Annotated in this window: 26 protein-coding genes; 3 read left to right on the top strand and 23 right to left on the bottom strand. The window is 52.3% G+C overall.

Annotated elements, in window-relative coordinates:
* Positions 1-2 precede the first annotated feature (2 nt).
* The 3 genes from recJ to xerD all read right to left on the bottom strand — a co-directional run bounded on the left by recJ (position 3) and on the right by xerD (position 3,414).
* The gene (gene recJ, locus SPM24T3_RS16600) at positions 3-1,736 is read right to left on the bottom strand and encodes a single-stranded-DNA-specific exonuclease RecJ (protein ID WP_009637950.1); all 1,734 of its coding nucleotides are present in this window, start codon (positions 1,734-1,736) and stop codon (positions 3-5) included.
* A gap of 63 nt (positions 1,737-1,799) precedes the next feature.
* Positions 1,800-2,507 carry a bifunctional protein-disulfide isomerase/oxidoreductase DsbC gene (gene dsbC, locus SPM24T3_RS16595; protein ID WP_009637949.1) on the bottom strand — a complete coding sequence of 236 codons (708 nt, stop codon included), beginning with the start codon at positions 2,505-2,507 and terminating at the stop codon, positions 1,800-1,802.
* Positions 2,508-2,532: 25 nt separating this feature from the next.
* Positions 2,533-3,414 (bottom strand): site-specific tyrosine recombinase XerD, encoded by an 882-nt coding sequence (gene xerD, locus SPM24T3_RS16590; RefSeq protein ID WP_037378917.1) that lies wholly within the window; start codon positions 3,412-3,414, stop codon positions 2,533-2,535.
* A 155-nt stretch (positions 3,415-3,569) separates the two neighbouring features.
* Here xerD and fldB point away from each other — a divergent pair, with 155 nt between their 5' ends.
* Positions 3,570-4,088, top strand: a complete 519-nt coding sequence (fldB, locus tag SPM24T3_RS16585; protein ID WP_009637947.1) for a flavodoxin FldB — start codon at positions 3,570-3,572, stop codon at positions 4,086-4,088.
* 77 nt (positions 4,089-4,165) lie between these two features.
* Here the strand turns inward: fldB and SPM24T3_RS16580 are convergent, their stop codons facing one another.
* Positions 4,166-4,633 (bottom strand): protein YgfX, encoded by a 468-nt coding sequence (locus SPM24T3_RS16580; RefSeq protein ID WP_037378902.1) that lies wholly within the window; start codon positions 4,631-4,633, stop codon positions 4,166-4,168.
* Positions 4,614-4,880: an FAD assembly factor SdhE gene (sdhE, locus tag SPM24T3_RS16575; protein WP_009637945.1), complete on the bottom strand. Its 267-nt coding sequence runs from the start codon at positions 4,878-4,880 to the stop codon at positions 4,614-4,616. The genes SPM24T3_RS16580 and sdhE overlap by 20 nt, the downstream gene beginning before the upstream one ends.
* 286 nt (positions 4,881-5,166) lie before the next feature.
* On the opposite strand from sdhE, the gene ygfZ reads away from it, so the two are divergent.
* Positions 5,167-6,159, top strand: coding sequence for a tRNA-modifying protein YgfZ (gene ygfZ / locus SPM24T3_RS16570; RefSeq protein WP_009637944.1), 993 nt, complete (start codon positions 5,167-5,169; stop codon positions 6,157-6,159).
* Between the two features lie 73 nt (positions 6,160-6,232).
* Here ygfZ and SPM24T3_RS16565 read toward each other — a convergent pair whose 3' ends face one another.
* Complete coding sequence (locus SPM24T3_RS16565) at positions 6,233-6,877, bottom strand: hemolysin III family protein (protein WP_009637943.1); 645 nt, start codon at positions 6,875-6,877, stop codon at positions 6,233-6,235.
* 322 nt (positions 6,878-7,199) lie between these two features.
* On the opposite strand from SPM24T3_RS16565, the gene SPM24T3_RS16560 reads away from it, so the two are divergent.
* A complete protein-coding gene (locus SPM24T3_RS16560) occupies positions 7,200-7,808 on the top strand; it encodes an HD family hydrolase (protein WP_009637942.1) in 609 nt (202 codons plus the stop codon).
* 152 nt (positions 7,809-7,960) lie between these two features.
* Here SPM24T3_RS16560 and SPM24T3_RS16555 read toward each other — a convergent pair whose 3' ends face one another.
* The 17 genes from SPM24T3_RS16555 to SPM24T3_RS16475 form a co-directional block, all read right to left on the bottom strand.
* The gene (locus tag SPM24T3_RS16555) at positions 7,961-9,265 is read right to left on the bottom strand and encodes an ABC transporter substrate-binding protein (protein WP_009637941.1); all 1,305 of its coding nucleotides are present in this window, start codon (positions 9,263-9,265) and stop codon (positions 7,961-7,963) included.
* Positions 9,258-10,370: an ABC transporter ATP-binding protein gene (locus SPM24T3_RS16550; protein WP_009637940.1), complete on the bottom strand. Its 1,113-nt coding sequence runs from the start codon at positions 10,368-10,370 to the stop codon at positions 9,258-9,260. The genes SPM24T3_RS16555 and SPM24T3_RS16550 overlap by 8 nt, the downstream gene beginning before the upstream one ends.
* Positions 10,370-11,197, bottom strand: coding sequence for a phosphodiesterase (locus tag SPM24T3_RS16545; protein ID WP_009637939.1), 828 nt, complete (start codon positions 11,195-11,197; stop codon positions 10,370-10,372). The genes SPM24T3_RS16550 and SPM24T3_RS16545 overlap by 1 nt, the downstream gene beginning before the upstream one ends.
* A gap of 9 nt (positions 11,198-11,206) precedes the next feature.
* Positions 11,207-12,109 (bottom strand): carbohydrate ABC transporter permease, encoded by a 903-nt coding sequence (locus tag SPM24T3_RS16540; protein ID WP_009637938.1) that lies wholly within the window; start codon positions 12,107-12,109, stop codon positions 11,207-11,209.
* The gene (locus tag SPM24T3_RS16535) at positions 12,099-12,971 is read right to left on the bottom strand and encodes a carbohydrate ABC transporter permease (protein WP_009637937.1); all 873 of its coding nucleotides are present in this window, start codon (positions 12,969-12,971) and stop codon (positions 12,099-12,101) included. The genes SPM24T3_RS16540 and SPM24T3_RS16535 overlap by 11 nt, the downstream gene beginning before the upstream one ends.
* A 93-nt stretch (positions 12,972-13,064) precedes the next feature.
* The gene (locus tag SPM24T3_RS16530; protein WP_009637936.1) at positions 13,065-14,009 is read right to left on the bottom strand and encodes a ribokinase; all 945 of its coding nucleotides are present in this window, start codon (positions 14,007-14,009) and stop codon (positions 13,065-13,067) included.
* A complete protein-coding gene (alsK, locus tag SPM24T3_RS16525; RefSeq protein WP_009637935.1) occupies positions 14,006-14,974 on the bottom strand; it encodes an allose kinase in 969 nt (322 codons plus the stop codon). Before alsK ends, SPM24T3_RS16530 begins: the two co-directional genes overlap by 4 nt.
* A 15-nt stretch (positions 14,975-14,989) precedes the next feature.
* Positions 14,990-15,670: a D-allulose 6-phosphate 3-epimerase gene (gene alsE / locus SPM24T3_RS16520; RefSeq protein WP_009637934.1), complete on the bottom strand. Its 681-nt coding sequence runs from the start codon at positions 15,668-15,670 to the stop codon at positions 14,990-14,992.
* A gap of 58 nt (positions 15,671-15,728) precedes the next feature.
* The gene (locus tag SPM24T3_RS16515) at positions 15,729-16,811 is read right to left on the bottom strand and encodes an ABC transporter permease (RefSeq protein WP_009637933.1); all 1,083 of its coding nucleotides are present in this window, start codon (positions 16,809-16,811) and stop codon (positions 15,729-15,731) included.
* An 18-nt stretch (positions 16,812-16,829) separates the two neighbouring features.
* The gene (locus SPM24T3_RS16510; protein ID WP_009637932.1) at positions 16,830-17,819 is read right to left on the bottom strand and encodes an ABC transporter permease; all 990 of its coding nucleotides are present in this window, start codon (positions 17,817-17,819) and stop codon (positions 16,830-16,832) included.
* The gene (locus tag SPM24T3_RS16505; protein WP_009637931.1) at positions 17,812-19,347 is read right to left on the bottom strand and encodes a sugar ABC transporter ATP-binding protein; all 1,536 of its coding nucleotides are present in this window, start codon (positions 19,345-19,347) and stop codon (positions 17,812-17,814) included. Before SPM24T3_RS16505 ends, SPM24T3_RS16510 begins: the two co-directional genes overlap by 8 nt.
* A gap of 2 nt (positions 19,348-19,349) precedes the next feature.
* Complete coding sequence (locus tag SPM24T3_RS16500; protein WP_009637930.1) at positions 19,350-20,333, bottom strand: substrate-binding domain-containing protein; 984 nt, start codon at positions 20,331-20,333, stop codon at positions 19,350-19,352.
* 87 nt (positions 20,334-20,420) lie between these two features.
* Positions 20,421-21,284: a DeoR/GlpR family DNA-binding transcription regulator gene (locus tag SPM24T3_RS16495; protein ID WP_009637929.1), complete on the bottom strand. Its 864-nt coding sequence runs from the start codon at positions 21,282-21,284 to the stop codon at positions 20,421-20,423.
* An 858-nt stretch (positions 21,285-22,142) separates the two neighbouring features.
* On the bottom strand, positions 22,143-23,471 hold the full coding sequence (locus SPM24T3_RS16490) for an MFS transporter (RefSeq protein ID WP_009637928.1): 1,329 nt from the start codon (positions 23,469-23,471) through the stop codon (positions 22,143-22,145).
* Positions 23,468-24,112, bottom strand: a complete 645-nt coding sequence (locus SPM24T3_RS16485) for a DUF4286 family protein (RefSeq protein ID WP_009637927.1) — start codon at positions 24,110-24,112, stop codon at positions 23,468-23,470. Before SPM24T3_RS16485 ends, SPM24T3_RS16490 begins: the two co-directional genes overlap by 4 nt.
* A 51-nt stretch (positions 24,113-24,163) precedes the next feature.
* Positions 24,164-25,534, bottom strand: coding sequence for an amidase (locus tag SPM24T3_RS16480; RefSeq protein WP_009637926.1), 1,371 nt, complete (start codon positions 25,532-25,534; stop codon positions 24,164-24,166).
* 41 nt (positions 25,535-25,575) lie between these two features.
* Entirely contained in the window at positions 25,576-26,286 is a 711-nt protein-coding gene (locus SPM24T3_RS16475; protein WP_009637925.1) for a DUF2848 domain-containing protein, read from the bottom strand.
* Between the last annotated feature and the right edge of the window lie 44 nt (positions 26,287-26,330).

Raw genomic sequence — 26,330 nt, 5'->3', positions numbered from 1 at the left:
ACTTAACGCGGCCACAAATGTTGAATCATCAACTGAACACTGCGATTACCGCGATATTCGTTAATGTCGAGTTTGTAGGCCAGCTGAACTTCGCGCACGCTGCTGTCAGGCCAAAGCGTGGGATCGATATTAAACGCAATGCCATCGAGTAGCGGCCCCCCGCCCAGCGGTTCGATCATCACCTTAAGATGGCGCTCTTTTAACAGCTTTTGCTGCAAAATACGGAAGGTGCCATCGAAGACAGGTTCAGGAAAAGCCTGTCCCCACGGTCCGCCATCGCGCAGCATTTCTGCTGTTTCCAGCGACATCTGCCGAGACGTGAGTTCACCATCCGACCACACCACGCCTTCAAGATGGGACGGGTCGAGCCATTCACCAACCAACTCGGCAAAACAATCGCGGAACTGTTCAAACTTGCTTTCTTCCAGCGAAAGTCCCGCCGCCATGGCGTGACCGCCAAACTTCATCATCAGCCCCGGATTCAGCGTATCGATACGCTCCAGCGCGTCGCGCATGTGCAAACCCTGAATGGAACGCCCGGACCCTTTGAGCACGCCCTCGCCCGCCGGTGCAAAAGCAATGACCGGGCGATTGAAACGTTCTTTCAGCCTCGAGGCCAGAATACCGACCACGCCCTGATGCCATTCCGGGTGATACATCGCCAGCCCCAGCGGTAAATCTTCCGCGCTGGTTTCAAGCTTTTCACACAGCGCCAACGCCTCAACCTGCATGCCCTGTTCAATCTCGCGACGGGTCAGGTTCAACGCGTCCAAATCACTCGCCAACGCTCTGGCCTGTGCCATATCTTCCGAGAGCAGCAGCGCAACGCCAATAGACATATCGTCGAGACGACCCGCCGCGTTGAGCCGTGGGCCAAGCGCGAAACCCAGATCGCTGGCAGTCAGCTGACGCGCGTCGCGCCCGGCAATCTCAAGCAGCGCACGAACGCCGGGGCGACACTTACCGGCGCGGATGCGGTTAAGCCCCTGATAAACCAGAATACGGTTATTGGTATCCAGCGGAACTACGTCGGCGACGGTCCCTAGCGCGACTAAATCTAGCCATTCAGCCAGATTTGGCATTGTCAGTCCGCGTTGTTCAAACCAGCCGCTGTCACGCAGTTTACTGCGCAGCGCCAGCATCAAATAAAACGCGACACCCACCCCGGCCAGTGATTTGGAAGGAAACTCACAGCCATGCAAATTAGGGTTAATAATCGCTTCTGCGGCGGGCAGCGTGTCGCCAGGCAGGTGGTGATCGGTGATCAGCACCTGAATGCCTTTCTCGTGTGCCAACTCGACGCCCGCGTGTGACGAGATGCCGTTATCTACGGTTAAAATCAGCTGAGCGCCGCGTGCTGCAGCCTGTTCAACCACTTCAGGACTTAGCCCGTAGCCATCTTCAAAACGATTCGGCACCAAGTATTTCACGCTGTCACAACCCATACTGCGCAATGACAATACGGTAAGCGCGGTGCTGGTCGCGCCATCAGCATCAAAATCCCCAACGATCATGATTTGCAGCCTTTCGGCCAGCGCAGTTTGTAGCAGGCTGACGGCCGCATCGATGCCATCAAGCTGTTTATAATCGAGCAGGCCGCGCACACCACGCTCGAGTTCCTGACTTTCTTTTACGCCACGCATGGCATACAGACGACGCAGCAAAGGCGACAGGTCGGCAGGTAAATCTGCGCCGTCGTCAACTTCACGGCGTCTGAGCTGGGTCTTCACTGTCACTAAATCAACCTTACAAAGAGTTACCAGAGCGCGCGGCTATCAATCTTCGCGCCCGTAAATTAATTACGCTTTGATACCAAGCATGGCGGCCATGGCCGCAGGCGGTTGATAGCCCGGAACAAGTGTACCGTCTTCGAGTATCACAGCGGGGGTACCCGTTACGCCAAGCTGCTGGCCCAGCTCAAAATGTTTGGAGATATCAACCTTGCTATCGGCAGTTTTGGCAATCGGCGAAACCTCTTCACCGCGCATCGCTTCGTCCAACGCCTTATTGCGATTGCCGGTATTCCAGATCGATTGCATCTGTTTTTCGGTTGGCGAATCTAAACCGGCGCGCGGGAATGCCAGATAGCGCACGGTTATGCCGAGATCGTTATAGCCTTTCAGCTGCTGATGCAGGCGATGGCAATAGCCACAGGTAATATCGGTGAAAACCGTGATCACCCTTTGCTCTTTTGCCGCCTTATAAACGATCATCTCATTTTGCAAAGCGTTGAGTTTAGTGATCAATGCCTGATTACTGAGATTAACTGGGCGCTCGCCGCTGACATCGTATAAAGGCCCTTGCAGCACGTACTTACCGTCTTCGCTGACATAAATTACGCCTTGAGGCGTCGTTACTGCCTTCAAACCTTTTACCGGCGAGGCGCTAACTTCAACATTTTCGAGACCAATCTTGCTAAAAGTCGCCTTCATTGCGGCTTCATCGGCATGGGCAATATTGCTCAGACCGGAGGCTAGCAGGGCCAGCATCATGACACTTTTTTTCATCGTTACGTCCTGTGTTTCCCTCAGGTCAGGCACGAGGGTGATGTTGTTGATGTAGCTGCTTTAAACGCTCCGTTGCTACATGAGTATAAATTTGTGTGGTCGACAGATCGCTGTGACCTAAAAGCATTTGTACCACGCGCAGGTCCGCACCATGGTTCAGTAAATGGGTGGCAAAAGCGTGTCGCAGCACGTGAGGCGACAGTTTTTCGGCGTCAATGCCTGCCAGCACAGCATAATGCTTTATTCGATGCCAGAATGTCTGACGTGTCATTTTTTGGCTGCGATTGCTTGGAAAAACAATGTCTAGTGACTGTCCGTTGAGCAACCAGGGTCTGCCGTGCTCAAAATAGTTTTCGAGCCAGTACACTGCCTCTTCCCCCAGCGGCACTAATCGTTCTTTATCACCTTTACCAATCACGCGGACCACGCCCTGACGCAGGCTGATATCGCTGAGTGTCAATCCCACCAGCTCGGAAACACGCAGACCGGTAGCATAAAGCAGCTCAAGCATCGACTTGTCACGCAGCTCCAGCGGGATGTCTGTGCTGGGAGCAGCAAGCAGCGACTCCACCTGCGCTTCACTAAGATCCTTTGGCAAGCGCTGTGGCAATTTAGGCGAAGACAACAGCGCGGTCGGATCATCTTCACGCAGCGATTCGCGGTTCAGATACTGGAAAAAACGTCGCATGGCACTCAGCAGGCGCGCTGAACTGCTGGCCTTGTAGCCGCCGTCAACCCGCTCGGCCAGGAACGACTGCAAATCGATAGCCTGCGCCCGAAGCCAGTCGGTATTGTGATGTTCAAGCCAGCTTAGCAGCGACTTCAGGTCCAAACGATAGGAAGCCAAAGTGTTTTCGGCGAGGTTTCGTTCCAGCCATAGTGCATCGAGAAACTGCTCGACCAGCATTTGGCCATCGTCTGGTTTAGGCACATTTTCTCCTTTATCCTGTTTCCAGGCATTGCTTACAGTGAAGGTAACACCCGCACATTATGCCTTAATTTGGCACAAGTCTGGTACACTCAACGCTATTCATTGATTGACTCAGTACGGCAGCAAGAATAATGAAAATCGGTCTTTTCTACGGTTCAAGCACCTGTTACACCGAAATGGCAGCAGAGAAAATTCGCGAAATTTTGGGCGAAGACTTGGTGGAACTGCACAATTTAAAAGATGTCGAGCCATCCAGAATGGAGGATTACGACATACTTATCCTTGGGATTCCTACCTGGGACTTTGGCGAGATTCAGGAAGACTGGGAGGCAGTCTGGGACCAGCTCGCCACCTTGAACCTGCGCGGTAAAATCGTTGCTATGTACGGCATGGGCGACCAGCTCGGTTACGGTGAGTGGTTCCTTGATGCTCTGGGCATGCTCTACGATCGACTGCTTCCTTTAGGCGTGCAATTCATCGGTTTCTGGCCAATTGAAGGCTTCGAGTTCACCAGTCCCAAGCCTCTAAGCGCCGATGGAAAACATTTTGTCGGTCTGGCGCTGGATGAAGTTAATCAGTTCGAAATGAGCGAAGACCGACTGCAAGAGTGGTGCGATCAAATCCTGCTCGAGATGGACGCCCTGCTTTAGTCGCAGCAAATACCTAACTCTGCAAGTTAAAGGCCTTATGAACAAAAGCAAGAACTGCCAGCCGCCTGCGAGGATCCCTAAAGCGGGTGGTGGTGGTTCTTGGCCGGCTCCGAATCGCGCTTGCCGGTAAGCAAAATTTGCCGTAAATGCCGCCATTCAGCCTCGCTCATGCTGTCAGATGCGAGCCACAGTTTCTGTTTATTGCTGCGAAATATCCGACGCCACCCGCGGCGCTTTTGCTCTCGTGTCAGTGATAACAGTATTCCGCTGTCGATCATCCACACAGGCTGCCTGATGCGCCACTCAAGCTTGCGCCACAGCAGTCGATCCTGTGCCAACAGTGCTATTTCACCGTGTCTGGCGCTGATGCGGCGTTGACTGCGGATTGCCTGCGAAACCATGATCACCAGCAATATCAACCAGATTATCCAGTAGCCCGGCGGCCACGGCAGCAGCAGAATCAGCAAAATCACCATGCCATGAACAGCCAGCGAAAACAGCTGGCTGCGCCACGACACGCGAAGATCACATTGCCACAGGGCCACGGTCTTTATTTCGCGTCTGAATCAGGCTAACAATACGTTTTAACTCGAGATCGTTCGGCTCGCCGTAGTTCATCAGCCAGTTAAACAGATCCGGGTCGTCACACTCCAGCAGGCGAGCAAACTGCGTTTTATCTTCATCGCTAAGGGTATCAAACTCATACACAAAGAACGGCATGATGGCCATATCCAGCTCTTTCATGCCTCGGCGGCAGGCCCATTGGATGCGGGATTTATTGTTTATATCCATTGTGCGGGTATCCATTTTTGTAGAAATACGGCAAATCTGATTTTTATCATTTCAGGGGGGATTCTATCAGCCCAGGGTCTTGAGGCGTAACTTTTCAGCTCACTGATGCCACAGGATGTTAATTTTTGGACGACATGCCGCAAAAGTTCCGGCATCTTCGGCAACAACTAAGCAATCGATGCGAGACATCCCGTAAAGAGTAGCAATAAGTGTTTTCAAAGCGGGTAAGCTCTTTTACCATGCCTGTATACATCCCTGCATCAGCTGCCCAGGATTAGGACATCACATGACGTACAAGTACCCGTTTCCTCCGCAAAAACCTTCATCTTCGTCGCACCTTCCTCTGACCGTTGTGTCTCTGGAAGACTGGGCGCTGGTCACCATGACCGGGGCCGATACTCTCTCTTATTTGCAGGGTCAGGTTACCGCCGACGTCGAGAAGCTGGCTCCTGAACACCACGTGCTTTGCGCCCACTGCGACGCCAAAGGCAAAATGTGGAGCAATATGCGTCTGTTCAAGCGCGGCGATGGCATGGCGTTTATCGAGCGCCGTAACCTGCGCGATCAGCAGATGACCGAGATGAAGAAGTACGCGGTCTTCTCCAAAATTACCTTCGTTGCCGATGATGACGTGGTCCTGCTTGGCGTCGCCGGTTTCCAGGCTAGCGCGGCGCTGAAAGGTATCTTCGCCACCCTGCCTGACGCAACGACTCAGGTGGTGCAAGAAGATGAATCTACACTGCTTTATCTACCGCTGCCTGCCGAGCGCTATCTGATTGTCACTAGCCCGGAGAAAGCGCAGCAGATAACGGAGGAAATCGGCGAACAGGCTCAGTTGAACGATAGCCAACAGTGGCTGGCGCTGGACATTGAAGCCGGATTCCCAATTATCGATACCGTTAATAGTGTGCAGTTTATTCCACAGGCCACTAATATTCAGGCGCTTGAAGGTATCAGTTTTACCAAAGGTTGCTACGCGGGCCAGGAGATGGTTGCACGCGCCAAGTATCGCGGGGCGAACAAGCGAGCACTGTATTGGCTGGCGGGTAAATCCAGCAAAGTTCCGGCCGCGGGAGACGATCTTGAGCTTCAACTTGGCGAGAACTGGCGCAGAACAGGCACAGTATTGGCTGCCGTTCAGCTTAATGATGGCGCAGTGTGGGTTCAGGCGGTGCTAAACAATGATTTAGACACTGACAGTGTGCTGCGCGTGCGTGATGAAGCCAGCAGTACTCTGCGAGTTCAGCCACTGCCGTACTCTCTGGAAGAAGATAAATAATAGGTTAACCAGGCAATCACCCCAGCGCTTCGCCTATGCGCAACGCTGGGGAACAAGTTAGTAGTAATAAATTTTAGACGTAGTAATAAATTGCCAGAAAATGGCAGAAGCACCCGCCCAACACAAAGCCGTGCCAAATTGCATGGCCAAAACGAAAACGCTTGGAAGCATAGAAGATCACGCCAAGCGTATAGATGATGCCCCCGGCTGCCAGCAGGATGACACCTCCTATCGAGAGTTTCATTGCCAGCTGATAAATCACAATCAGCGACAGCCAGCCCATCGTCAGATAAATCACCAATGACAGCACTTCAAAGCGGTGTGCAAAGGCCAGTTTAAAAATCACCCCAAATCCGGCGATGGACCAGATAACGATCATCAGCCCCTTTGCCAACGGGGAATCGAGCCCGACCAACAAGAACGGCGTATATGTCCCGGCAATCAATAAATAGATTGCGCAGTGATCGAGCTTTTTAAGCCAATATTTGGCCCTTTCATGTGGAATAGCGTGATAAAGCGTAGAGGCAGAGAACAGCAAAATCATGCTGCCGCCGTAAAGGCTGTAGCTGGTGATGGCAGTGACATTGGCATTGACGCCAATAGCCTGAACCAATAACAGCACCAGGCCGACGATGCCTAAAACGATGCCAACGCCATGACTTATGCTATTGGCGATCTCTTCTGCCCACGGATATCGATGTGGTGAAACTTTATCCATTTATTGAGAACCTCGAGACCAGGAAGCTAATAATTACCACGACCAGAAATTAAACAATTTTGTGCATTGGCACTCTAGCTGACAACGATTCCAGTGTACACGTGTAAGCTTAAAAATTGTATATGCCGATGTAACTACCCCTTAAGCAACTTTACAATTTATGTCTGAATGCTGAGGGCTGTGTCTGGGATAATTAGTATCAAATATGCTTAAAGCATGATTTTTTTACTCTTTAGCTTTATCGTATTAACTCAAATGCATTTGAAATGCAGGGTTAAAGGATTTTTCTGAAATAGCCGTCTCTAATGACTAAGGTGTAATTATGTCCGTAGCCTCCCCGGCACTTGATTTCGGCCCGATGACCGAAGTTTTTCAATTTCTTATGGAAATCGATAAATTGAAAAGCGTGCAACGCCGTACCAAGGTTCTGGGTACGCAGCGTCAGGAAAACTCGGCGGAGCACAGCTGGCATTTCGCCGTTGCCGCGATGAGTCTGGCACCTTTTGCCGGTAAAGACGTCGATATTCAAAAAGTTATTCGCATGGCGCTGCTGCATGACATCGTAGAGATCGATGCCGGTGACGTGCTTGTCTACGATCTGGCTGCCCGTGAAGCTGTTCATTCCAAAGAGGTCGAAGCTGCCTGTCGCCTGTTTGGCCTGCTGCCTGCTCCTTTGAATCAGCAATTTCGCGACCTGTGGGACGAATACGAAGCTGGCGAAACGCCAGAAGCGCGGTTTGCCCTGGTCATTGACCGTGTCTTGCCGGTGGTGATGAACCTTAGCAATCAGGGGCAGAGCTGGGTCGAGAACAACATTCGCCTTGAGCAGGTATTGTCCCGCAACGCCTTTATCAGCGAAATTAACCCGCAACTGTGGGAGCATCTGCTTGTGCACCTCAACCATGCGTATGAGCAGGGCTGGTTAAAGTAATCTCGCTCTAAAAATTTCATTAGACTTTGATTAATAATGAGATTTAAAACGACAAAGCAGCAATTAAAACCCCGGCAGTCTGGAAAATCCAGTAACCGGGGGAAATGTTGAAATATTTATATGGCTGTGGTGCATAAATGACAGCGGATAAATTAAGGCACTTTTAATGCAGTCTGCTGGTTGTATGGCATCATAATTTCATCAGCCTGCTTTTGCGCCGCTGCGGCTGCCGCTTCCGGCGTCAGCTTGGCGTCATTCATCAAGGCTCCTAACTGGTTTTCCATTGCCTGACGCACAGCCACCGTTTCATAGGTTGCGTACCACGGTTGAGCATATTTCAGCTGCTGCAAGGCGATTTCCGCGCGCGGATCCCTGGCAAGATAGTCCTTCATTTCCGGCGTGTCGTAAGAAGCGATACGCGGTGAGAAGTAGCCGGTAAATCGACTCCAGCTGCCGTTTACTTTCGGGCTGACAAGGTATTGCAGGAAGGTATACGCTGCCTTTTTCTGATCTTCAGAAATACCTTTAAAGCTCACCAGACTTGCGCCGCCAATGGTCACTGCGTTGCGTACTTCTTTTGGCATCATCGCCACGCCCAGCTCAAAATCCTTGGTATTTTCACGCATAAAGCCCAGCGCACCAGTGCTTAACATCGCCATCCCCAGCTTGCCGGAGAAAAAAGCTGCGCTTATCTGTTTAGAATTCAGCACGCCCTCGGGCATGACTTTGTCGCGATACACTAGATTCTGCCAGAAACGCAACGCGCCAATGGTCGATGGCTGGTTGTAATAGACTTCACCGGGATAATCGGCATTGTAGTAGTTACCGCCATTGGCACGGGTCAGTGCAGACAAAATCCAGGCACCGTAATCGTCATTGGTTGAAGGCAGCATCACGCCCCATTGCCCTTTTGACTGGTCGGTCAATTTTTTTGCGTCGGCCAGCAGCTCCGTCCAATCAGTCGGTGGATGATCGATTCCAGCCTTCTTGAACATGTCCTTGTTGTAATAAAGGATTGGCGTCGAGTTATGGAAAGGAATGGCGTAGGTCACGCCATTGACCTGCGCATTTTGACGCATCGCTGGCCAGAAGTTTTCTGTCAGGAACGGCGTGGCTTTTTCATTACCGTATTTGAACAGTTCGTCCATTGGCAGGATTTCATTTTTAATCGCCAGATCGGCAGTAAAGTTGGCAGACATAATCACCAGCGCCGGTGGCTCACCGGATTTCGCCGCTGCTTCGGCCTTGACCTTGGTGGTATCATAGCTGCCAGTAAAAATACCGCGCACCTCGACATCATTCTGTGACTGGTTGAACTCTTTGATTACCCGAGTCATTTCCATTGTCAGTTTGCCGTCTACCGGCGCGGGAAACATAAAATCGATATTCTGTTTAGCTGATACAGCGCCTGCAGTCATCATGGTGACTGCTAAGGTGAGCGCCTTGATATTACGCATGTGAACTCTCCCGGTGTAAATTTTGCTGGTTTTGGCCTGAAAAAAAGTGAAGGTCTTGCAAAGAAAAGCTCAAGCTAACCTGTTGATTGGCCTGTGGTGCATTGCCACGGTTTTCTCTCAGGTAGCGGATTTCGCCGAGCGCCGTTTGTGCATGATTCAGATAATCAGCCCCCAGCAGCTCGCAGTAGGTCAGTGAAGCTTCCAGATTGACCCATTCGTCAGACTGATGAAGTTCCCCGCCGTTGATGCCCACGTTATCGTTGATATGCTCGGGTCTGATGCCCAAATACACCTCGGTCAACTGACGAGCATGAGCAGTATCAGGCAATTTCACTGCCTGATTGGCGACCATCACCACGCCGTCGCGGCAAGGAAGTTTGAAAATGTTCATCGCTGGAGTGCCGATAAATCCGGCAACAAACAGATTGGCGGGATGCGCATACAGCTCCTGCGGCTTGCCTATCTGCTGTAAATGTCCGCCGTTAAGCACCGCAATACGGTCGGCCATGGTCATGGCTTCCATCTGATCGTGGGTCACGTATACGGTGCTGGTTTTTAACTGTTGGTGCAGGACCATAATGCCGTCGCGAACTTCTGTACGGAGACGGGCATCAAGATTCGACAGCGGTTCGTCCATCAAAAACAGTTTCGGATCCCGAACAATGGCTCGCGCCATGGCCACGCGCTGGCGCTGTCCACCGGAAAGCTTGCCCGGTTTGCGGCCCAGCAGCTCACCCAACTGCAACAAATCTGCGACACGATCCACCCGTGCACGATGCTGTGACTTGGGTTCGTTACGCATGCGCATGCCGAAAGTGATGTTCTGCTCGACGGTCATGTGCGGAAACAGTGCATAGTTCTGGAAAATCATCGAGAAATTACGCTCTCGTGGTTCAAGGTCGGTAATGTCAGTGCCCGCCTGCAAAATCCGCCCTTCACTCACCTGCTCCAGGCCAGCCAGCAGCCGCAGCAGCGTACTCTTGCCGCAGCCGGACGGCCCCACCAGCACGAGAAACTCACCATCGGCGATTTCCAGCGACAAATTATTGACCGCCATGCTGCCTTCAAACTGCTTGCTGATATTTTCCAGACGGATACTCGACATTATTTTTCATCCACCGGGCAGCTGATATTCGCGTCGTAAAGATATGGACCCGCGTACTGCGTCAGGGGATGCAGATAGCTGACCAGACCGGTGTTGTTTACCAGGCGATGCATCAGACAGGCGGCTGGCTCGAGGTTGTAATACGGCGCAGGATTTTCGTGGAAGTACGGCACCTGATGCACAGTACCGGGGATTGTCGTGATAATCGCCTGTCGATACTGGGTAAAAATGAGACGATGAGTATGTCCACAAAATACGCGAACCAAAGACGGGAAGCGGTCAATCAGCGCCAGCAGCTGGTCACCATTTTCACAGGCGATGCGGTCCATCTGCGCAGAACCCAGTTTCATGGGTGGATGATGCATAAAAACTGCGGTCGGTTTGTCGCCGCCCTGCTCCAGCTGCGCTTCCAGCCATGACAGCGTTTCCAGCGTCAGCCAGCCTTTGGACTCTCCCGGCAGGCTGGTGTCAATAAACAGCAGGCGCATGTCGAAATCATCGACCGCATAGTGCATGTTTTGCGGATCAGTGCCCAATTGCGGGCACAGCGGGCCCATGGCCTCAAGAAATTGGGCTTTATCGTCGTGATTTCCGGGAATGATATACAGCGGGTAATGCAGATTGCTCAACGTCTGACGCGCCACCTGATATTCGCTGGCTAAACCGCAGTTAACGATATCGCCGGTAATCACCACCGCATCCGGGCGTTCTTCCAGCGCATTGAGTTGGCTCACCACTTCGGCGTTGCAGCCATTAACGTCAATAAAATCATATAGCTTGCGGCCGTGGCTGCGGAAATGCATATCGGAAATTTGAGCTAAAAACATCTGAGATCCTTATTTGATGCCTGAAAAGCCAAAGCTTTTAAGGAACTGTTTTTGAAAGAGAATAAAAGCCAGCATCAGCGGGAAGCACACCATCAGTGTTCCGGCGGTAATTAATCCCCACTGGCCGCCTGACTCGGCCCCCATGGCAAACGACACCAGACCCACGGTCAGCACCTGCTTGTCCGGATCGTTGAGCACCATCAGCGGCCATAAGTATTCATTCCAGTGATAGGTGATGCTGACGGTGGCGAACGCCATGATCGCTGGCCAAGACATTGGGATCAGTACGCGAAACACCACTTGCCACCAGCGGCAGCCTTCCATCAGCGCGGCCTCTTCAATTTCTTTCGGAATAGCGAGAAATGCCTGCCGCATCAGGAACACGCCAAACGCCGAGGCGAAATACGGCATCATGGTGCCGGTTAGCGTATTCAGCAGGCCTATGTGTTTTAGGATCATCATATTGGGCACCATCATGATTACCGGCATAATCATCAGCTGAATCAATAACAGGTAGAACAGCGTCTGTTTGCCGCGAAATTCGTGATAGGCAAAAACATAACCGGCGGTAGTAATGGTCACCAGTTGAACCAGAAAGGTGCCGAAAGCGAAGAAAATCGTGTTGGCGTAGAGGCGCAACCAATCGGCGCTTTCCCAGGCCTGCTTAAAATTGTCTAAAGTCAGCGGAAAACGCGGCAGCATTGAGGCCATATCTGCCGAAAAACTGCTTTCACTAAACGCTGACGACAGCATCCAGATAAACGGCGTTAGCCAAAGCAGCGCGGCGCAGCAGAGCAAGATCGGCAGTGTCATACGCGAGCTGCGTCGCAACAGCAGCGAACTTCGACGAGCCGTTGTTCGCACGGCGGCAGACTTCTTCAACAGGGGCTGTGGCGAAGTTTCAACGCTCATGGTGGGCTCCTCTTTCCAGAACGCGCAAATTGAGAACGGAGAAAGCAAACAGCAGCAGCAGGGTGATAAAGGTGGCGGCAGACGCTTTGCCTAAATCGTGGGTGTCATTTGCAAGGCTTTGAATGTAATAGAGCAGCACGGTGGTGGCGTTATTCGGACCGCCCTGAGTCATTACCGCAACGTGGTCAATTTGAGTTATCGAATAGATAAGCGCGATAGTAATTACAAAACTGAGGGTTGGCCGCAGCAGTGGCAGAGTGATATAGAAGAAAACCTGCGTGCGCGTTGCGCCTTCCATCAACGCGGCTTCGCGGGCTGAAGCAGGAATTGACTGTAATCCGGCGAGGAAAAACAGCATGTAATAACCGGCAAATTTCCACACGCCGATTACGCTCAACGCAATCAGCGCGCTGTTGCTCATGCCGAGATAGTTATTGTTTTGCGGGCCGAAAAGTTTGGCGAGATAATAGTCAAGCAGCCCCATGCCGGGCATAAAGATAAACAGCCAAAGTGTCGCGGCACTGACCAGCGGAATAATCATTGGAAAGAAAAAAGCAGTGCGCAGCCAGCGATTCAGGCCGGTGTTTTCCCACAGTGCCACCGCCAGCAGCAAGGCCAGCACGATACCGGGGATCACTGTCATCAGGATATAGGCGATATTGTTGAGCAGTGCGCGCCAAAAGACGCCATCCGCAAACAGGCGTTGATAGTTTTGCAGACCGACAAACGGCGGATTGTCGCTCGCCATGCGGCTGTCGAACAGGCTGTCCATCGCTGACTGCAGCAGCGGGAAGTAGGTAAAAGCTAACAGAAAGACTAGTGTCGGCAGTAAAATCAGATAAGGGAAAATCTTGTGTCGCATCGCTAATTTCCAGCGGGTCTTGATAGGATGCTTACCCTAGTCCTTCTGTATTTCAGTAAAATGTCATTCTGGTGATTATTTACTACCTAAATGTTATTGAACAAGCAGCGGTTGCGCGCTGTTTTGACGCTCCAGGGCTTCTTCATAAGTTGGCATCGATGACGCAGCGCCAGCCCTTTCAACACACACCGAAGCATAAGCCGAGGCAAAAGTTGCCGCCTCTGCCAGCGCTACACCGCTAGAAAGCTGGGCCGCCAATGCGCCGTTAAAGGCGTCACCTGCGCCGGTGGTATCTTTGGGTACTGCCGGGAATGCGGCAACCAGCTGTGTTTCACCCGCCACCGACAACAGCGCGCCCTGCGTGCCCAAAGTAATGATCAGCGCATTGATACCTTTACCATGTAAAAGCTGCGCCGCCAGCCGGGCAGAAGGCAAATCGTGAACCTGGACTCCGGTCAGCAGCGAACACTCGGTGGCGTTGGGGGTCAGCAAATCGACCTGCCCCAGTAGCGCATCGGATACCGGCTGGAAAGGAGCAGGATTGAGAATAATATAAGTCCCCGCCTCTTTGGCGATACCAATCACTTTCTCGATCGCTGGAAGGTTGTTTTCCAGCTGAGTCAGCAGGATATCGGCGGCGGCAATCGCCGGACGACAAGACTCGATCTCTTCTTGCGTGAAAGTCAGATTGGCCCCCGGATCGACAGCGATCATGTTTTCCGCATCGACCCCTGCGACGTAAATCAAAGCATTACCCGTTGGAAAATCACCGGTAGAAAACAGCGTTACCGCGTCAAATCCTGCGCTATCAAGGTGGCGGCGGGCAAAGGTACCGAAATCGTCGCGCCCTACCTTGCCGATGTAATGCACCCGAGCTCCGGCGCGCAGCGCGGCGACGGCCTGGTTTGCCCCCTTGCCCCCCGCGCCCATCATGCTGTTATGGGCTATCAATGATTCGCCCGGTTGCGGGAAACGTGACATTCCCGCCACGATATCCAGATTAAATGAGCCAAGAACGCAGACTTTGCCTTTTTTCATGCCTTTCTCCTTACGGGCATTTCTATGCCGGAACCCAATGGTTCACCACGCTGATCGGTGGGCTCAAAACGATGAAAATCTCGCTGCGCCGCCAGACAGGCTCCACGACAGCCGGTCTCGTCAGTCACACCACTGAGCACAATCTTCAGGCCGTTGGCCGGTTGCGGGCCACGCAGATGGCTACGGATCTGCTGCTCCAGCCGCGTCAGCGGGAATCCGGCCATCGACGATACGCCGCCACCGAGAATCAGAATTTGCGGATCGAGAATGTTCATCTCGGTAGCAATTGTCCGCCCCAGTCGCTCCACAAACTCCAACAGATCCGGATGATCGCCGTAGATAGCAAACACCTGTTCAAAGGCTGTATTGGCAGCATGCTGTCTTTTCCAGCCGGCCAGCCAATTACCCGAAGTCAGAGTCTCGACGCAGCCGGTTTTGCCACAGGGACAAAATGCCGGATTTCCAGCCAGAGGAATGTGACCCAACTCTCCTGCTGCGCCGTGCGCACCGTGATAAAAGTCCCTGTTCAACCACAGACTGTTGCCCATTCCGGTCCCGAGATACAAACCTACTGCCACATCAGGAAGCTGGGGAAGACGGGTTAAATCCCACCACATCAGATGGTTAACGTCTTTATCCATCACTACCGGTAGCCCCAGACGATCGCTGAGCAACACCGCAACCGGCTGGTCATCCAGCGACGGAATAAACGGCAGCGACAGCACAGTCTGCCGGTCGCGCGAAAGGATCCCCGGCAGACCGAGCATAATCCGGGCGACCTGCAGCGTTTTCCCAACCTGATGCAAATAGTCACTGATAAGCTGTTGAAGTCCGTTTAAAGGATCGCTGAGTCCAGCCCAGGACTGCGTCGCGACCTTTTGATATCCTTGAAAATTCTGATTCTCATCCATCAACATCAAACGCGTGTTGGTGCCGCCAATATCTACGCCGAGAAAATGCTGCATACGGCTCTCCTGCCCTTAGGCTGCCTGACGTGCCAGACGCATCTGATCGAGCATTTTGTCCCAGGCTTTATCCAGATCTTTATCCAGATTAAACAGGCCAGAAGTGCCCACGATTAATACTTCTGCGCCTGCGCCCATCAGATCCTGATAAGTGCGCTCGTTGCAGGATCCATCAATTTCGATCAGGTATTTGTAGCCGTGTTTGTTTTTTAGATCACGCAGCTGGCTGACTTTATTAAGCATTTCCGGGATAAATGGCTGCCCGGCATAGCCAGGATCGACAGTCATGATGGTAATTTTATCCAGCAGGTGAATGTAGTGCTGAATGAATTCTACGGGCGTCGCCGGGTTCAGCACGATGCCGACTTTTTTGCCAAACGATCGGATCTGGTTGATCACCCTAAACGCATCGCGGTTGATCGTTTCGGCATGCGGACAGATAAAATCGGCACCGGCCCTGGCGATCGCTTCGATGAAATCGGTCGGGTTTTCCACCATCATATGAACATCAAGCACCAGCTGAGTGTGCGGGCGGATCTGCTCGATAAAGAACGGCGACAGTGTGATATTTTTCACGTAATGCCCGTCCATAATGTCGATATGCAACATGTCAGCGCGGCGGTTGAGCACCGATAATTGTTCTTTAATATCAAACAGGCTCATGCACATTAACGAAGGAGAAATTTTATATTCCATGGCGTTTTCCTAAAGGCCCCAGAGGCCGATATACAGGTTAAATGTCGGTAATTTCGATTTAAAGTAAGCTTGCTCGCGCTTTTGCAGCACTACGGCGACTGGCCCGACGTTGCAAATAGCGGGTGCGGAAGAATTTCACTGCCAAAACCACAATCAGCACCGCGCCCCACATCGCCAGGCTAAAATGTGGGCTGACGTTTAATAGATTTAAACCAGTGGCAATGACCTGCAAAACAATCAGTGACAGCACCACACCACTGACTTTACCGAAGCCGCCAAACGGGTCGGTGCCGCCAAGAATGATCGCCAACACGGTAAGCAGGAGATATGAGTCGCCGTAGCCCATTCGAGCCGAGTTAAAACGAGCCATCATGATCAATCCGGCAATCACGCACAGCATGCTCGACAACACATAAATGGCGATCAATACGCGGTGAGTGTTCACTCCACTAAAGTGAGTCGCGTTGATATTGCTGCCGCTCATATAAATATATTTACCGAGGCGGGTGCGTTCGAGGAACACTGAAATCAGAACCGCAGTGGCGAGAAACACAATCAGTGGGAACGGGATGCCCAGCACGGTTTCGGCACCGATAAAACGCACGATGTCTGGCATACCACTCAGCGCCGCGCCGCGAGACAGGTAAATCCCGATGCCGTTAACCATGGTCATGGTAGCCAGCGTCACCAGAATTGGGTGCGCGCCAATATATGCCACCAGCGCGCCGGTCAAAATGCCAATCGCCAGTGCCAGAATCATTGCTCCAACCAGTGCAATGGTCAGCCACACTGCCTGCATCAGCATGCTGGCATCCGGCGGCAGATAGGTCATAAATACCCAGGCCATCAGCAGACTGGTCAGGTTGGCGGTAGCGATAATGCATAAATTCAGACCGCCGCTGAGGATCGGAATAAACATCGCCAGCGTTAACAGGCCCAGCTCAGGCAGTTGAAACGCCACGCTCATAAAAGTGGCGTCGCTGAAGAAACGTCCCGGCATGGCAATACTGAAACCAATGACCACCAGAACCAGCAGCAGCGACAGCCCCATATTGGTCGGGTCCATTCTGAAGCGCGGGATCTGTGGCAGATTGCCGTCGGTTTTTTGTTTCATATTCAAACTTTTAGATTTGGCAAACATGGTTACACTCCTTGGAAATCAGGCAAAACCAACGTCGGTTTCTTTGCGTTTTTTGTAGTGCGTAACGGTGATAGCCACCACAATCACGACGCCGATGACCACGTTCATAAAGTAATTGGAGACGCCGATCAGGTTGAGTCCGTTTTTCAGGATGCCAATCAGGAACACGCCCATGAGTGTCCCGACTACGCTACCTTTGCCGCCGTTGAGACTGGCCCCGCCGAGCACTGCTGCCGCAAGCACGTCCAGCTCGCCGCCGACCAGCGCGTTTGGCACCACTTCGCCAACGCGATAAACCTGAACCAGCCCGCCGATGGCCGCCATCGCGCCAAGATAGCCGTAGGCAAACAGGTGCAGCAGGCCAACGCGAATACCGATACGGCGCGCTGACTCCTGATCTCCGCCAACCGCAAACAGTTGGCGTCCAAGGTGCGTTTTGTTAAGCAGAACCCAGGTCAGCGCCGCGACCGCCAACATCACCACCAGCGGCAATCCTATCTGGTAACTTTGAGTCCCTACGCTAAATGGCAGGATTTTCAGCGGCGTAATCAGCCAGTCGGGCAGGTCATACAGGCTAGTGCCCTTGGTCAGCCACATCAGCATCCCGAACAAAAACGACTGCATACTGATGGTTACAATGATCGATGCGATACGCAGGCAGTAAATCAGCACCGCATTCACCATTCCCAGCGTGGTGCCGATGGCGATGGCCAGCACGATGCTGCCCGCTGGATTGCTCATCCCATAGCTGATTGCCAGTGTCGCAATGATGTACTGCACCACCGAGGCTACGGCGGCGAAGGAAATATCAATCCCGCCGGTCACCAGCACGACAAACAGTCCCAATGCGAAAATGCCGCTGACTGCGTAGCTTTCGCTGAGATCCAGCAAGTTGCGCAGGGTAAGAAACTGGCTTGTTGATAAAGAGAAAATGATGATTAATACCACCAGCACCCAGGCCAGATAGCCTTCGTTGGTAGAGGGTTTGAATCGATTAAGGCTAAGCATTGACCGCCTCCGCAAGCTGCTGCTGAGTTATCCCGCGAGGGAAATATTCGCCGAGCACGGTGCCTTCGCTAAAGTGCAGCACCCGATCGCAGTTGAAATACACTTCAGGAACCTCATCAGAGATAAGCAAGATTGAGATCCCCTCTGCTGCCAGTTGGTGGATAAGTTGGTAGATACTGGCTTTCGCGCCGACGTCTACGCCCACGGTTGGCGAGTCGAGGATCAAGATCTTCGGCTGTGTCAGCACCCACTTGGCAAGTACGATCTTTTGCTGATTACCGCCGGAAAGCGTCGAGATCGCCTGATTCGGATCCGCGACTTTGACGCCAAGTTTTTCGATCCACTGGTAGACGATCTTGTTTTTGCGATACTCGTCGATCAGGTGAAAACGGCTGCGCAACTGGTCCATGATCGCCAGCACGGTGTTGTCTCCCACCGACTGCTGCTGCACCAGACCCAGCGTCAGGCGATCTTCCGAGACATAGCCGATACCGGATTTGATCGCGTCTTCATGGCCGCGAAAACGCACCGGCTTGCTGTCGAGATAGATTTTGCCGCTATCAGGTTTAGTCATACCAAACAGGCTCAGCGCCAGCTCGGTTCGCCCGGATCCCAACAAACCACAAAGGCCCAGAACTTCACCCTGATACAGTTTGAGATTAACGTTGTGATACTGTCCGGCCCGGCTGAGGTTATCCAGCTCAAGCATGATTCGCTCGTCGTGCTGGTTAGCAGCTTTCAAGGCATAATTTAGCTTGAGACCGGTCATCAGCTCGGTCAGCCGTTCGCTACTGACTTCGGCGGCCGGGAAAGTGCCGACCTTTTGCCCATCGCGGATAACCGTGACACTGTCGGAAATCTCCAACACCTCATCCAGGCGGTGACTGACGAACACCACGCTGATACCCTTATTTTTCAAGTAATGCACGGTTCGCAACAGCTGATTGACCTCGGTGCGAGTCAACGATGCGGTCGGTTCGTCCATAATCACCAGACGCGCATCCGCCACCAGCGCACGACAAATTGCCACCTGCTGACGCTGGGCAATCGGCAGTGAAGATACTTTGCTGTCAAGATTGAGAGTGAAATTCAGCTCTTCAAGAATTCGCTGCGCGGTTTGGCGCAGACGGCCCGGTCGATACCAGCCGAGCAGGCCGTGCAGGTTGTGTTCGAAAGCGATGTTTTCTGCCACGGTCAGATTCGGAAACAGCGACAGATCCTGATAGATCACCTGTATGCCGAAACTACGCGCCTGATCCGGCGTCAAGCGATTAAATGAACGATCGCCCAATGTAATCGTGCAGCCGTTATCTGGCTGATAGACCCCCGAGATAACCTTGATAAGCGTGCTCTTACCGCAGCCGTTGGTTCCGGCCAGGCAGTGCACTTCGCCCGGCATCAGCCGCAAAGAAATATTGTTCAGCGCGCGCTGTCCGCCGAAAGTCACGGAAAGATCCTTGACGTCGATTAACGGCTTCACGCCTGCAACGTCGGTGGTGTCATGCTGGATAATCTCGGAGATCGCCATAATTACAGCCCCATTTTGACCAGTTTCGGCAAGTTTTCTTTGTCGAGACTTTCTGTACGGTTGCCCACAATAGTGTGTGTCGTTTCATCGACTTTCACTTTGCCCATTCCCTCGATATCCATGCCGTCAGTGATTTTCTCGCCTTTGGAAATCATGCCCGCAATACGCACGAAGATTTCGCCTGCCACCATCGGGTTCCAGATATAACCGCCGGTAATTGCGCCGCTTTTAACCAGTGAAGACCCCTGACCCGGGCTGAACGGCCCGAATACACAAATATCGCCCGCCTTGCCGCGGTTAAGCACCGCGCGACCTGCGCCGATGGGGCCTTGCGAACCGATGGCCAAAATACCCTTCAGATCTGGATACTTAGACATCAAATCATTGGTGGTACGAATGGTGTCATCAAGAGATTCGGCAACGCCAAAGCGGTCACCCACCTGATGCATGTTCGGATAATGTTCCTGCTGGTATTTCACCGCTGCATCGGCCCAAGTCTTGTGGACTGGCACGGTCAGACTGCCGACATAAACTGCATAACTGCCGGTCTCTTTCATACATTTCGCCAGTGCAATCATATGGTTGATGCCGTGCTGCTGCGCATCGACCATTTCAAAATCCCAGTTGGCGTATTTCTGATCCGGTGATTCGTGGGTAATGACTTTGATTCCGGCATCGCGAGCGCGCTTCAGCACTGGCTCCAGCACTTTGGCGTCGTTGGGCACCACGCCGATAATGTCGACTTTCTGCGCAATCAGGTCTTCAATCGCGCGAACCTGCAAGGCCGGATCCGCACCTGTCGGGCCAACCTGCCAGGCATCGATTCCCTCTTTCGCCGCTTCTTGCTTGATGCCGACTTCCATCGCATTGAACCAGGGATTTCCTCCGACTTTAACCACTACCCCCATGCGGATCTTGTCGGCCGCGTGGGCAGACAGAGACAGACATGCCGTGGCAAACAGGCAGGCAAGGACAGTTTTTTTCATGTTATTTACTCCATAAAATGTCAGTTTTTTACCGCAGTCAGTGGATCGCCACGGCTGTTATTGTTGTTGTGACTTATAGGTAAGATGTCATTCAGATGTAGTGGGATTTCCCCGGTGTATCTTGGTGCTGACTTGCTTACTCCTGACCGGCGCAACCTCAATGACGTTGACGTTGCTCCAGGCCAGTTCCTGACGGAATTCATCGTCTTCCAGCGAATCGGTGATCAGCGTATCTATCTCGCGGTAGTGGCAAATACGAGCGAAAGAGCGGCGACCAAACTTGCTCGAGTCGGCCAGCAAAATCTTGTGCTCTGAAGACAGCAACATTTGCTGTTTAAGCCGCGCATGATGCTCGTTGCTTTCGCGAATTCCGCCTTCATGACTGATGCCATGACAGGAGAAAAACAGTTTGTTAATCACGAACTCTTTTAAAATCTTCTCGGCCAGTACGCCGATAAAGTCTTCATATTTCGCAGAATATTCTCCGCCCAGTCCGATAGTTTTCACGTTGGCCTTGGCGGCCAGAGTCTGGATGATATGCAGCGAGTTGGTCAGCACCACCAGTTGAATATCCGGCAATTGACGGGCCAAAAACCAGCTGGTCGAGCTGCTGTCGAGCAACAGGCAGTCTCCTGGATTAATTAACGACAGCGCTCGTTTGGCGATGCGGGTTTTCTGGTCTGCCGACTGATTGCTACGTTCACGAAATGACTCGCCCTGTTCGATTTGCTCGATATGCGAGGCAACATACAGCTTTTCGCTTTCTTGCTGATTAACAAACACCGCCCCGCCGTGGCTGCGTAACAGCACGCCATGTTTTTCAAGCAACGCCAGGTCGCGGCGCGCGGTTTCCATGGATATTTGGCACATGGCGGCCACTTCCTGCACCAGCACTCGACCACGCTGGCTTAGGACTTCGGTAATAAAGCGATGACGTTCAACAGGCAGCATTTTTTTCCCCTTCCCGATGATTAATAAGATACGCAAGCTGTGACTTTCAGAATGCGCGTTGCCTCAAAGCCGACCGTGCAGTCTTTCTGCTGCACTCATCGTGTGACATACATCTAAATAAAATGAAAAAAGATGAAACGTTAAGCTTGGAAAATGTCGTACTGCCTGCATTAGTCAGGAATTACTCTTGCAAGCGGTCATCGTGTTCGCAGCAAACGGTCACAATCCCTCGTTAAACAAAGTGACCGTTTATGACCGTTTATGTGGGATTTACCGAATTAGGTCATCATGCACGGTTCTGTTGAGGAAAAAAGTGACCTGGGTTCGTTAAGACATGTTTAAGATTTATGCCATCGCATTCTCTGCAATGGAAAGAATTAAAAATCGCTCATTTCTTGGCGATGAGCTGTTTTTATAACCAGTGAAACAGAAGGCGGTGATAATGTGTTTATATTGATACGGAGGATGTATGAAATATAAAAAATATCTTGAGAATAGTCACAAGCAACTCTTGGCTAATGCGATATATAAAGCGGACCAGTATTTCCGTTGCCACCTCTCTTTTGGCCGAGTCATTAGCACCTCAAGAGATTGAGCGCCGACTTCACCAACTTCATGACTCAATGCTTAACACTCCCGGAATTTAAATTGGGCTGTATTTAAGAGCTGAACAGCTGAGTCATCAGTTAGTTGAAAAGGTTGAAAATAAATTATGGCCCTCTGTAAATTAGCAGAAAAATATCTAAAAACTATTTGATATTAAACCAGAGCCAAATAAATCATTATTACATTCTAATTAAAAAGCGACCTATTAAGGCCGCCTTTAATATTAAAGACAATGTAATGTACTTACATTACTTATAACGGTTTTTTGGCCGTTTCTTTGGCAGCGAATACCGCGAGCAGGGTGATCAGCAGCGTGACCGTGACATACCCAGAAACAGCCAGCGTAGTGCTGTACTCTTTATATAGCGAGGTGATGATCAGTGGCGCAAAGCCGCCGCCAACGATGCCCGAAAGGGTGTAGGCCAACGAAGAGCCAGCGTAACGGACACGGGTTGGAAACTGCTCGGTCACGAAAGCCGCCTGCGGGCCGTACATAATGGCGTGAACCTGTAAACCGCCAATCACCGCCAGACAAATCAGCACCGGATGCGCACTGTCGAGCAGCATAAAGAATACGAACGACCAGACAATCGCCAGCACGGCTCCCATGATATAGACCGGGCGACGCCCCCATTTGTCTGACAGCGCCCCAAACATCGGCACGGTAATCGCATTACCCAGGGCACCGAGCATGGTTGCAGTCAGCGCCAACGGACGTGGCAAATGCAAAACAGTCGTGACGTAGGTCAGTGTAAAGACTACCACCAGCGCATAAAGCACGTCGGAGCCGATACGCGCGCCACCCGCTACCAGCAACGGGCGAAAATGCTGGGTAAATACTTCTTTAATCGGCGTGTGGGTGGTGTTTTTGCTGCGTTCAAGTTTAAGAAACTCCGGCGTTTCGCCAACGCCACGGCGCAACCATAGGCCAAATAGCACCAACACCAGGCTCAATACGAATGGGATACGCCAGCCCCATTGCTGGAAATCATCGGCGGAGAGAAACACCGTAGCCAGTGTGATAATACCGGTGCCGATCAGCGTGCCGCATGAAGGGCCGACCTGTGCAAAAGAGGCATTGCGGCCACGTTGCTCGGGCTTGCCGTGTTCCATAGACAACAGTACTGCTCCGGCCCATTCGCCGCCGAGAGCGATCCCCTGAATAAAGCGCAGGGTAACCAACAGCAGCGGGCTCCAGATACCCCAGCTTGCGTAACCTGGCAACAGGCCCATCAGCGCGGTGGTTACGCCCATGATAACCAGTGTGGTAACCAGTACAAATTTTCGACCCAATACGTCGCCAAGATGACCAAATACCATGCCGCCAATTGGCCGTGACACATACCCCACCGCATAGGTAGAGAAAGCCAGAATCGTCCCCACTAGTGGGTCGAACGATGGGAAAAATACGTGGTTGAAGATAAGCGCCGCCATAATGTTATAGACGGTGAAGTCGTACCACTCCAATGCAGTGCCGATGGAACTAGCCGCCGCCAAACGCCCGGTATTAGGCCGTTTATGCCCTACGCTTTCTGCATTTGGGGGCAAAGTTTTAGGGTTTTCGGTAGAGGAAAGACTCATGATTTCAACTCCTGTGCGGTAAGTTGCCAGCTGAGGCCGTAATGAATCACATCAGCCAGTGGGCAGTCGAGAGCGTGACAGGCATGAGCAGCCAGGCGTTGGGAAGCCTCGGCGCTGCTGCTTTCAATCAACATCATCGGCAGTAGCTGACGAATGTCTTTAGACTCTTTAGGTAGGGGCGTGCTCAGCGCAGTATCCGGCGTCAGCAGGCTAGAACTGATAAAACCGGCGTGAGCAAACAGCATTTCACCGAGTTCAGTGATTTGGCTCTCTGCTGTTCCGGCAGTCAGTGTAATAATTGCCAGATGACTGCCGCTGCCAAAACCGACTACGGCATCAATGGCGCAAACCCGGCGCATCGGCGAAATCATTTTTTGCAGATTCGCGACCGACCATGCCGTCTGACGGGTAAAGGCGGCGTGGTAAGCTTCTGAAGTGAAGCTTTCCAACGATTCCGTTTTGTACAGGCCGAGATATTTACGCCCGCCCTGCAAGGACTGATAGCGGGTGCCGGAAAGAAATCCTTCAATACGTACGCGTTCTTCCACGTGCTCGCGGTCGTACCATTGGTTAAAGTCCGCTTCATCCTGAGCGGCCACATTGGTGGCTACAAAAAGCATGCCTGGTTTAGAAGAAGTCATCATCGGTCCTGTATTTATCCAGAGTTGTCGTTATGTGTTGTGTTTTTGTTTTTATAAATTTAGGTCTTGAGATTTAAGGCAACGCTCGATTTCCTGCGCCCAGCTCATTAGCGCTTCGTCCTGCATCGGCAAAGCCGCAACCATTAATCCAACCGGTGCCGCGCCGGATTTCTGGCAGGGTAATGACACCGCACAGCCATCGAGAAAATTGATTACCGAAGGGTTACGCAGTGCTGCACCGTTGACGCGGAAATAGGTCTCCTCGTCGGCTTCCAGCTCGGCAATTGTCGGGGCAATAAACGGCACCGTTGGCATCAGCAGGGCATCATATTGCTGAACTTTACTGCTAATCCGCTGCTGCCAGTCAGCACGCTGTTGCACCAGCTGCACTCGGTCTTTCTCACCTAACGGTTCGCCACGGCGAATACGTGAAACGACGCGCGGATCGTAGCCGTCGGCGCGTGCGGCAATCAGCGGTTTGTGCCAGGCCCAGGACTCCAGCGCGGTAAAGCCGCCGGTGGCATTGATGCTGGCAAGCTCAGAGATTTCGCCAAGTGGGATTTCGCTGATTTTTGCACCGGCCTGTTTCAGGGCAGCAATTGCAGCAGCAAAGGCCGAGCTGACCTGCTCGTCGAGCCCGTCCAACACCAGCGTTTGCGGGATAGCGAAATGCGCTGCGGCCAGATCTTTAACGGTGAGTGAAAGAGGTTGCCCGGAGATTGCAGCATCAAGCGCAACGCAGCTGGCTACGTCGTGGGCAATAGTTCCCACCGAATCAAGAGAGGCTGAAAGCGGCAGCACGCCAGCCATCGAGATCCTGCGCGCGGTGGGTTTGAAACCGGTCAATCCGCAGAAAGCGGCGGGAATACGCACCGAACCGCCGGTGTCGCTGCCAACCGCGCCGAAGCTCATCGCGTCACTGACAGACACCGCTGCGCCCGATGAAGATCCGCCCGGAATGCGGCGAGATTCGCGATCCCAGGGGTTTGCAGGCGTGCCGTAATGGGGATTGATCCCTAAACCCGAATAGGCAAATTCGGTCATATTGGTTTTACCGATAATCACCGCGCCAGCGGCCAACAGGCGGGTCACTATTTCTGCATGGGCCGCAGCAGCAGGGGCGTCGGCCAGCACGCGAGATCCCCCTGTCGTGGCCTCGCCCTGCACATCAAACAGGTCTTTAATCGATATCGGCACACCGTCAATCGGCGAAAGCGCCTTATTGGCTGCACGACGAGCGCTAGATGCCGCAGCCTGCTCCCTCGCCCACTGCTCATAAACTTGAGTAAAGGCAAGACTGCCCTCGCCCTCGGTGTCTCGAATATTTTTCAGTGCTGTTTCAGTCAATTGAGCAGAGGTCAGATTGCCTAAAGCCAATTGTTCAATCGCCTGCTGCAAACTTAAAGGAAAAGGAGAAGTCATCACGGTGTTCCTTGCTTCAACTAAATCGGGTTTGATCACCTTTAGGCAACCACGGGCAGTTCAAGGCTTTGGTAGGCATGGCTGATGCTGCGCCCTAAACGTTCATCAACCAGCTCCATGCGAAACTCTGTTGCAGGACGAATGCCACCTATGGCTGCGACAGTGCCACAGGTCATACCCAATCCATTCGCCGGAAGCGCTCCCTGATTCAGATAGCGGCTCAGCAAATCCCCTGGTTCGCGCAGAGTGGAAAGTGGTCCTTGTTGATAAAGATGATACTCGCCGTCTTCTTTTATCCATGCGCGCAGAATCAGTTGGTCCCAATGTTCTGCAACGTCGCTCATACGCCAAGCTGTGGTCGCCACGGGTTTAACGCAGAGCTGCTTGGAGAGCGCAACGCTGTGGGATTCCAATTCACGGTCGGTATGGTCGGAAGCTAACGAAACATATAGCTCACCCTGATGAGTAAAAATAAATACTTCGGCTTCGCCAGAGCTGGCAGATCCAATAACTTCTACTGTTTTATTTTGTGTCAGCTGATTTGCAGCTACGCGATAAAACAGCGGCACTGCACTCGGACGGGGCACGCCCAGCGCTTCAAGTTCACTGATATGGTGCATAATCGCTTCAGGATCTCGCCCGGCCCAACCGGCAATCACCAATTGGTCTATATTGACCTCAAGCGTTGCTGCGCTTGGGCTAGCAGGCTGTGTTACCGATAATTCGGCGGGCAGAGTAAAGGTCAGTTTCATGGGATTAGATCCTTGTTTATCGATTCTTTTTAAAAACACAGTGA

This window comes from Serratia sp. M24T3 (assembly GCF_000257645.1).
Taxonomy (GTDB): domain Bacteria; phylum Pseudomonadota; class Gammaproteobacteria; order Enterobacterales; family Enterobacteriaceae; genus Rouxiella.
This window is presented reverse-complemented; position numbering and strand designations above follow the sequence as displayed.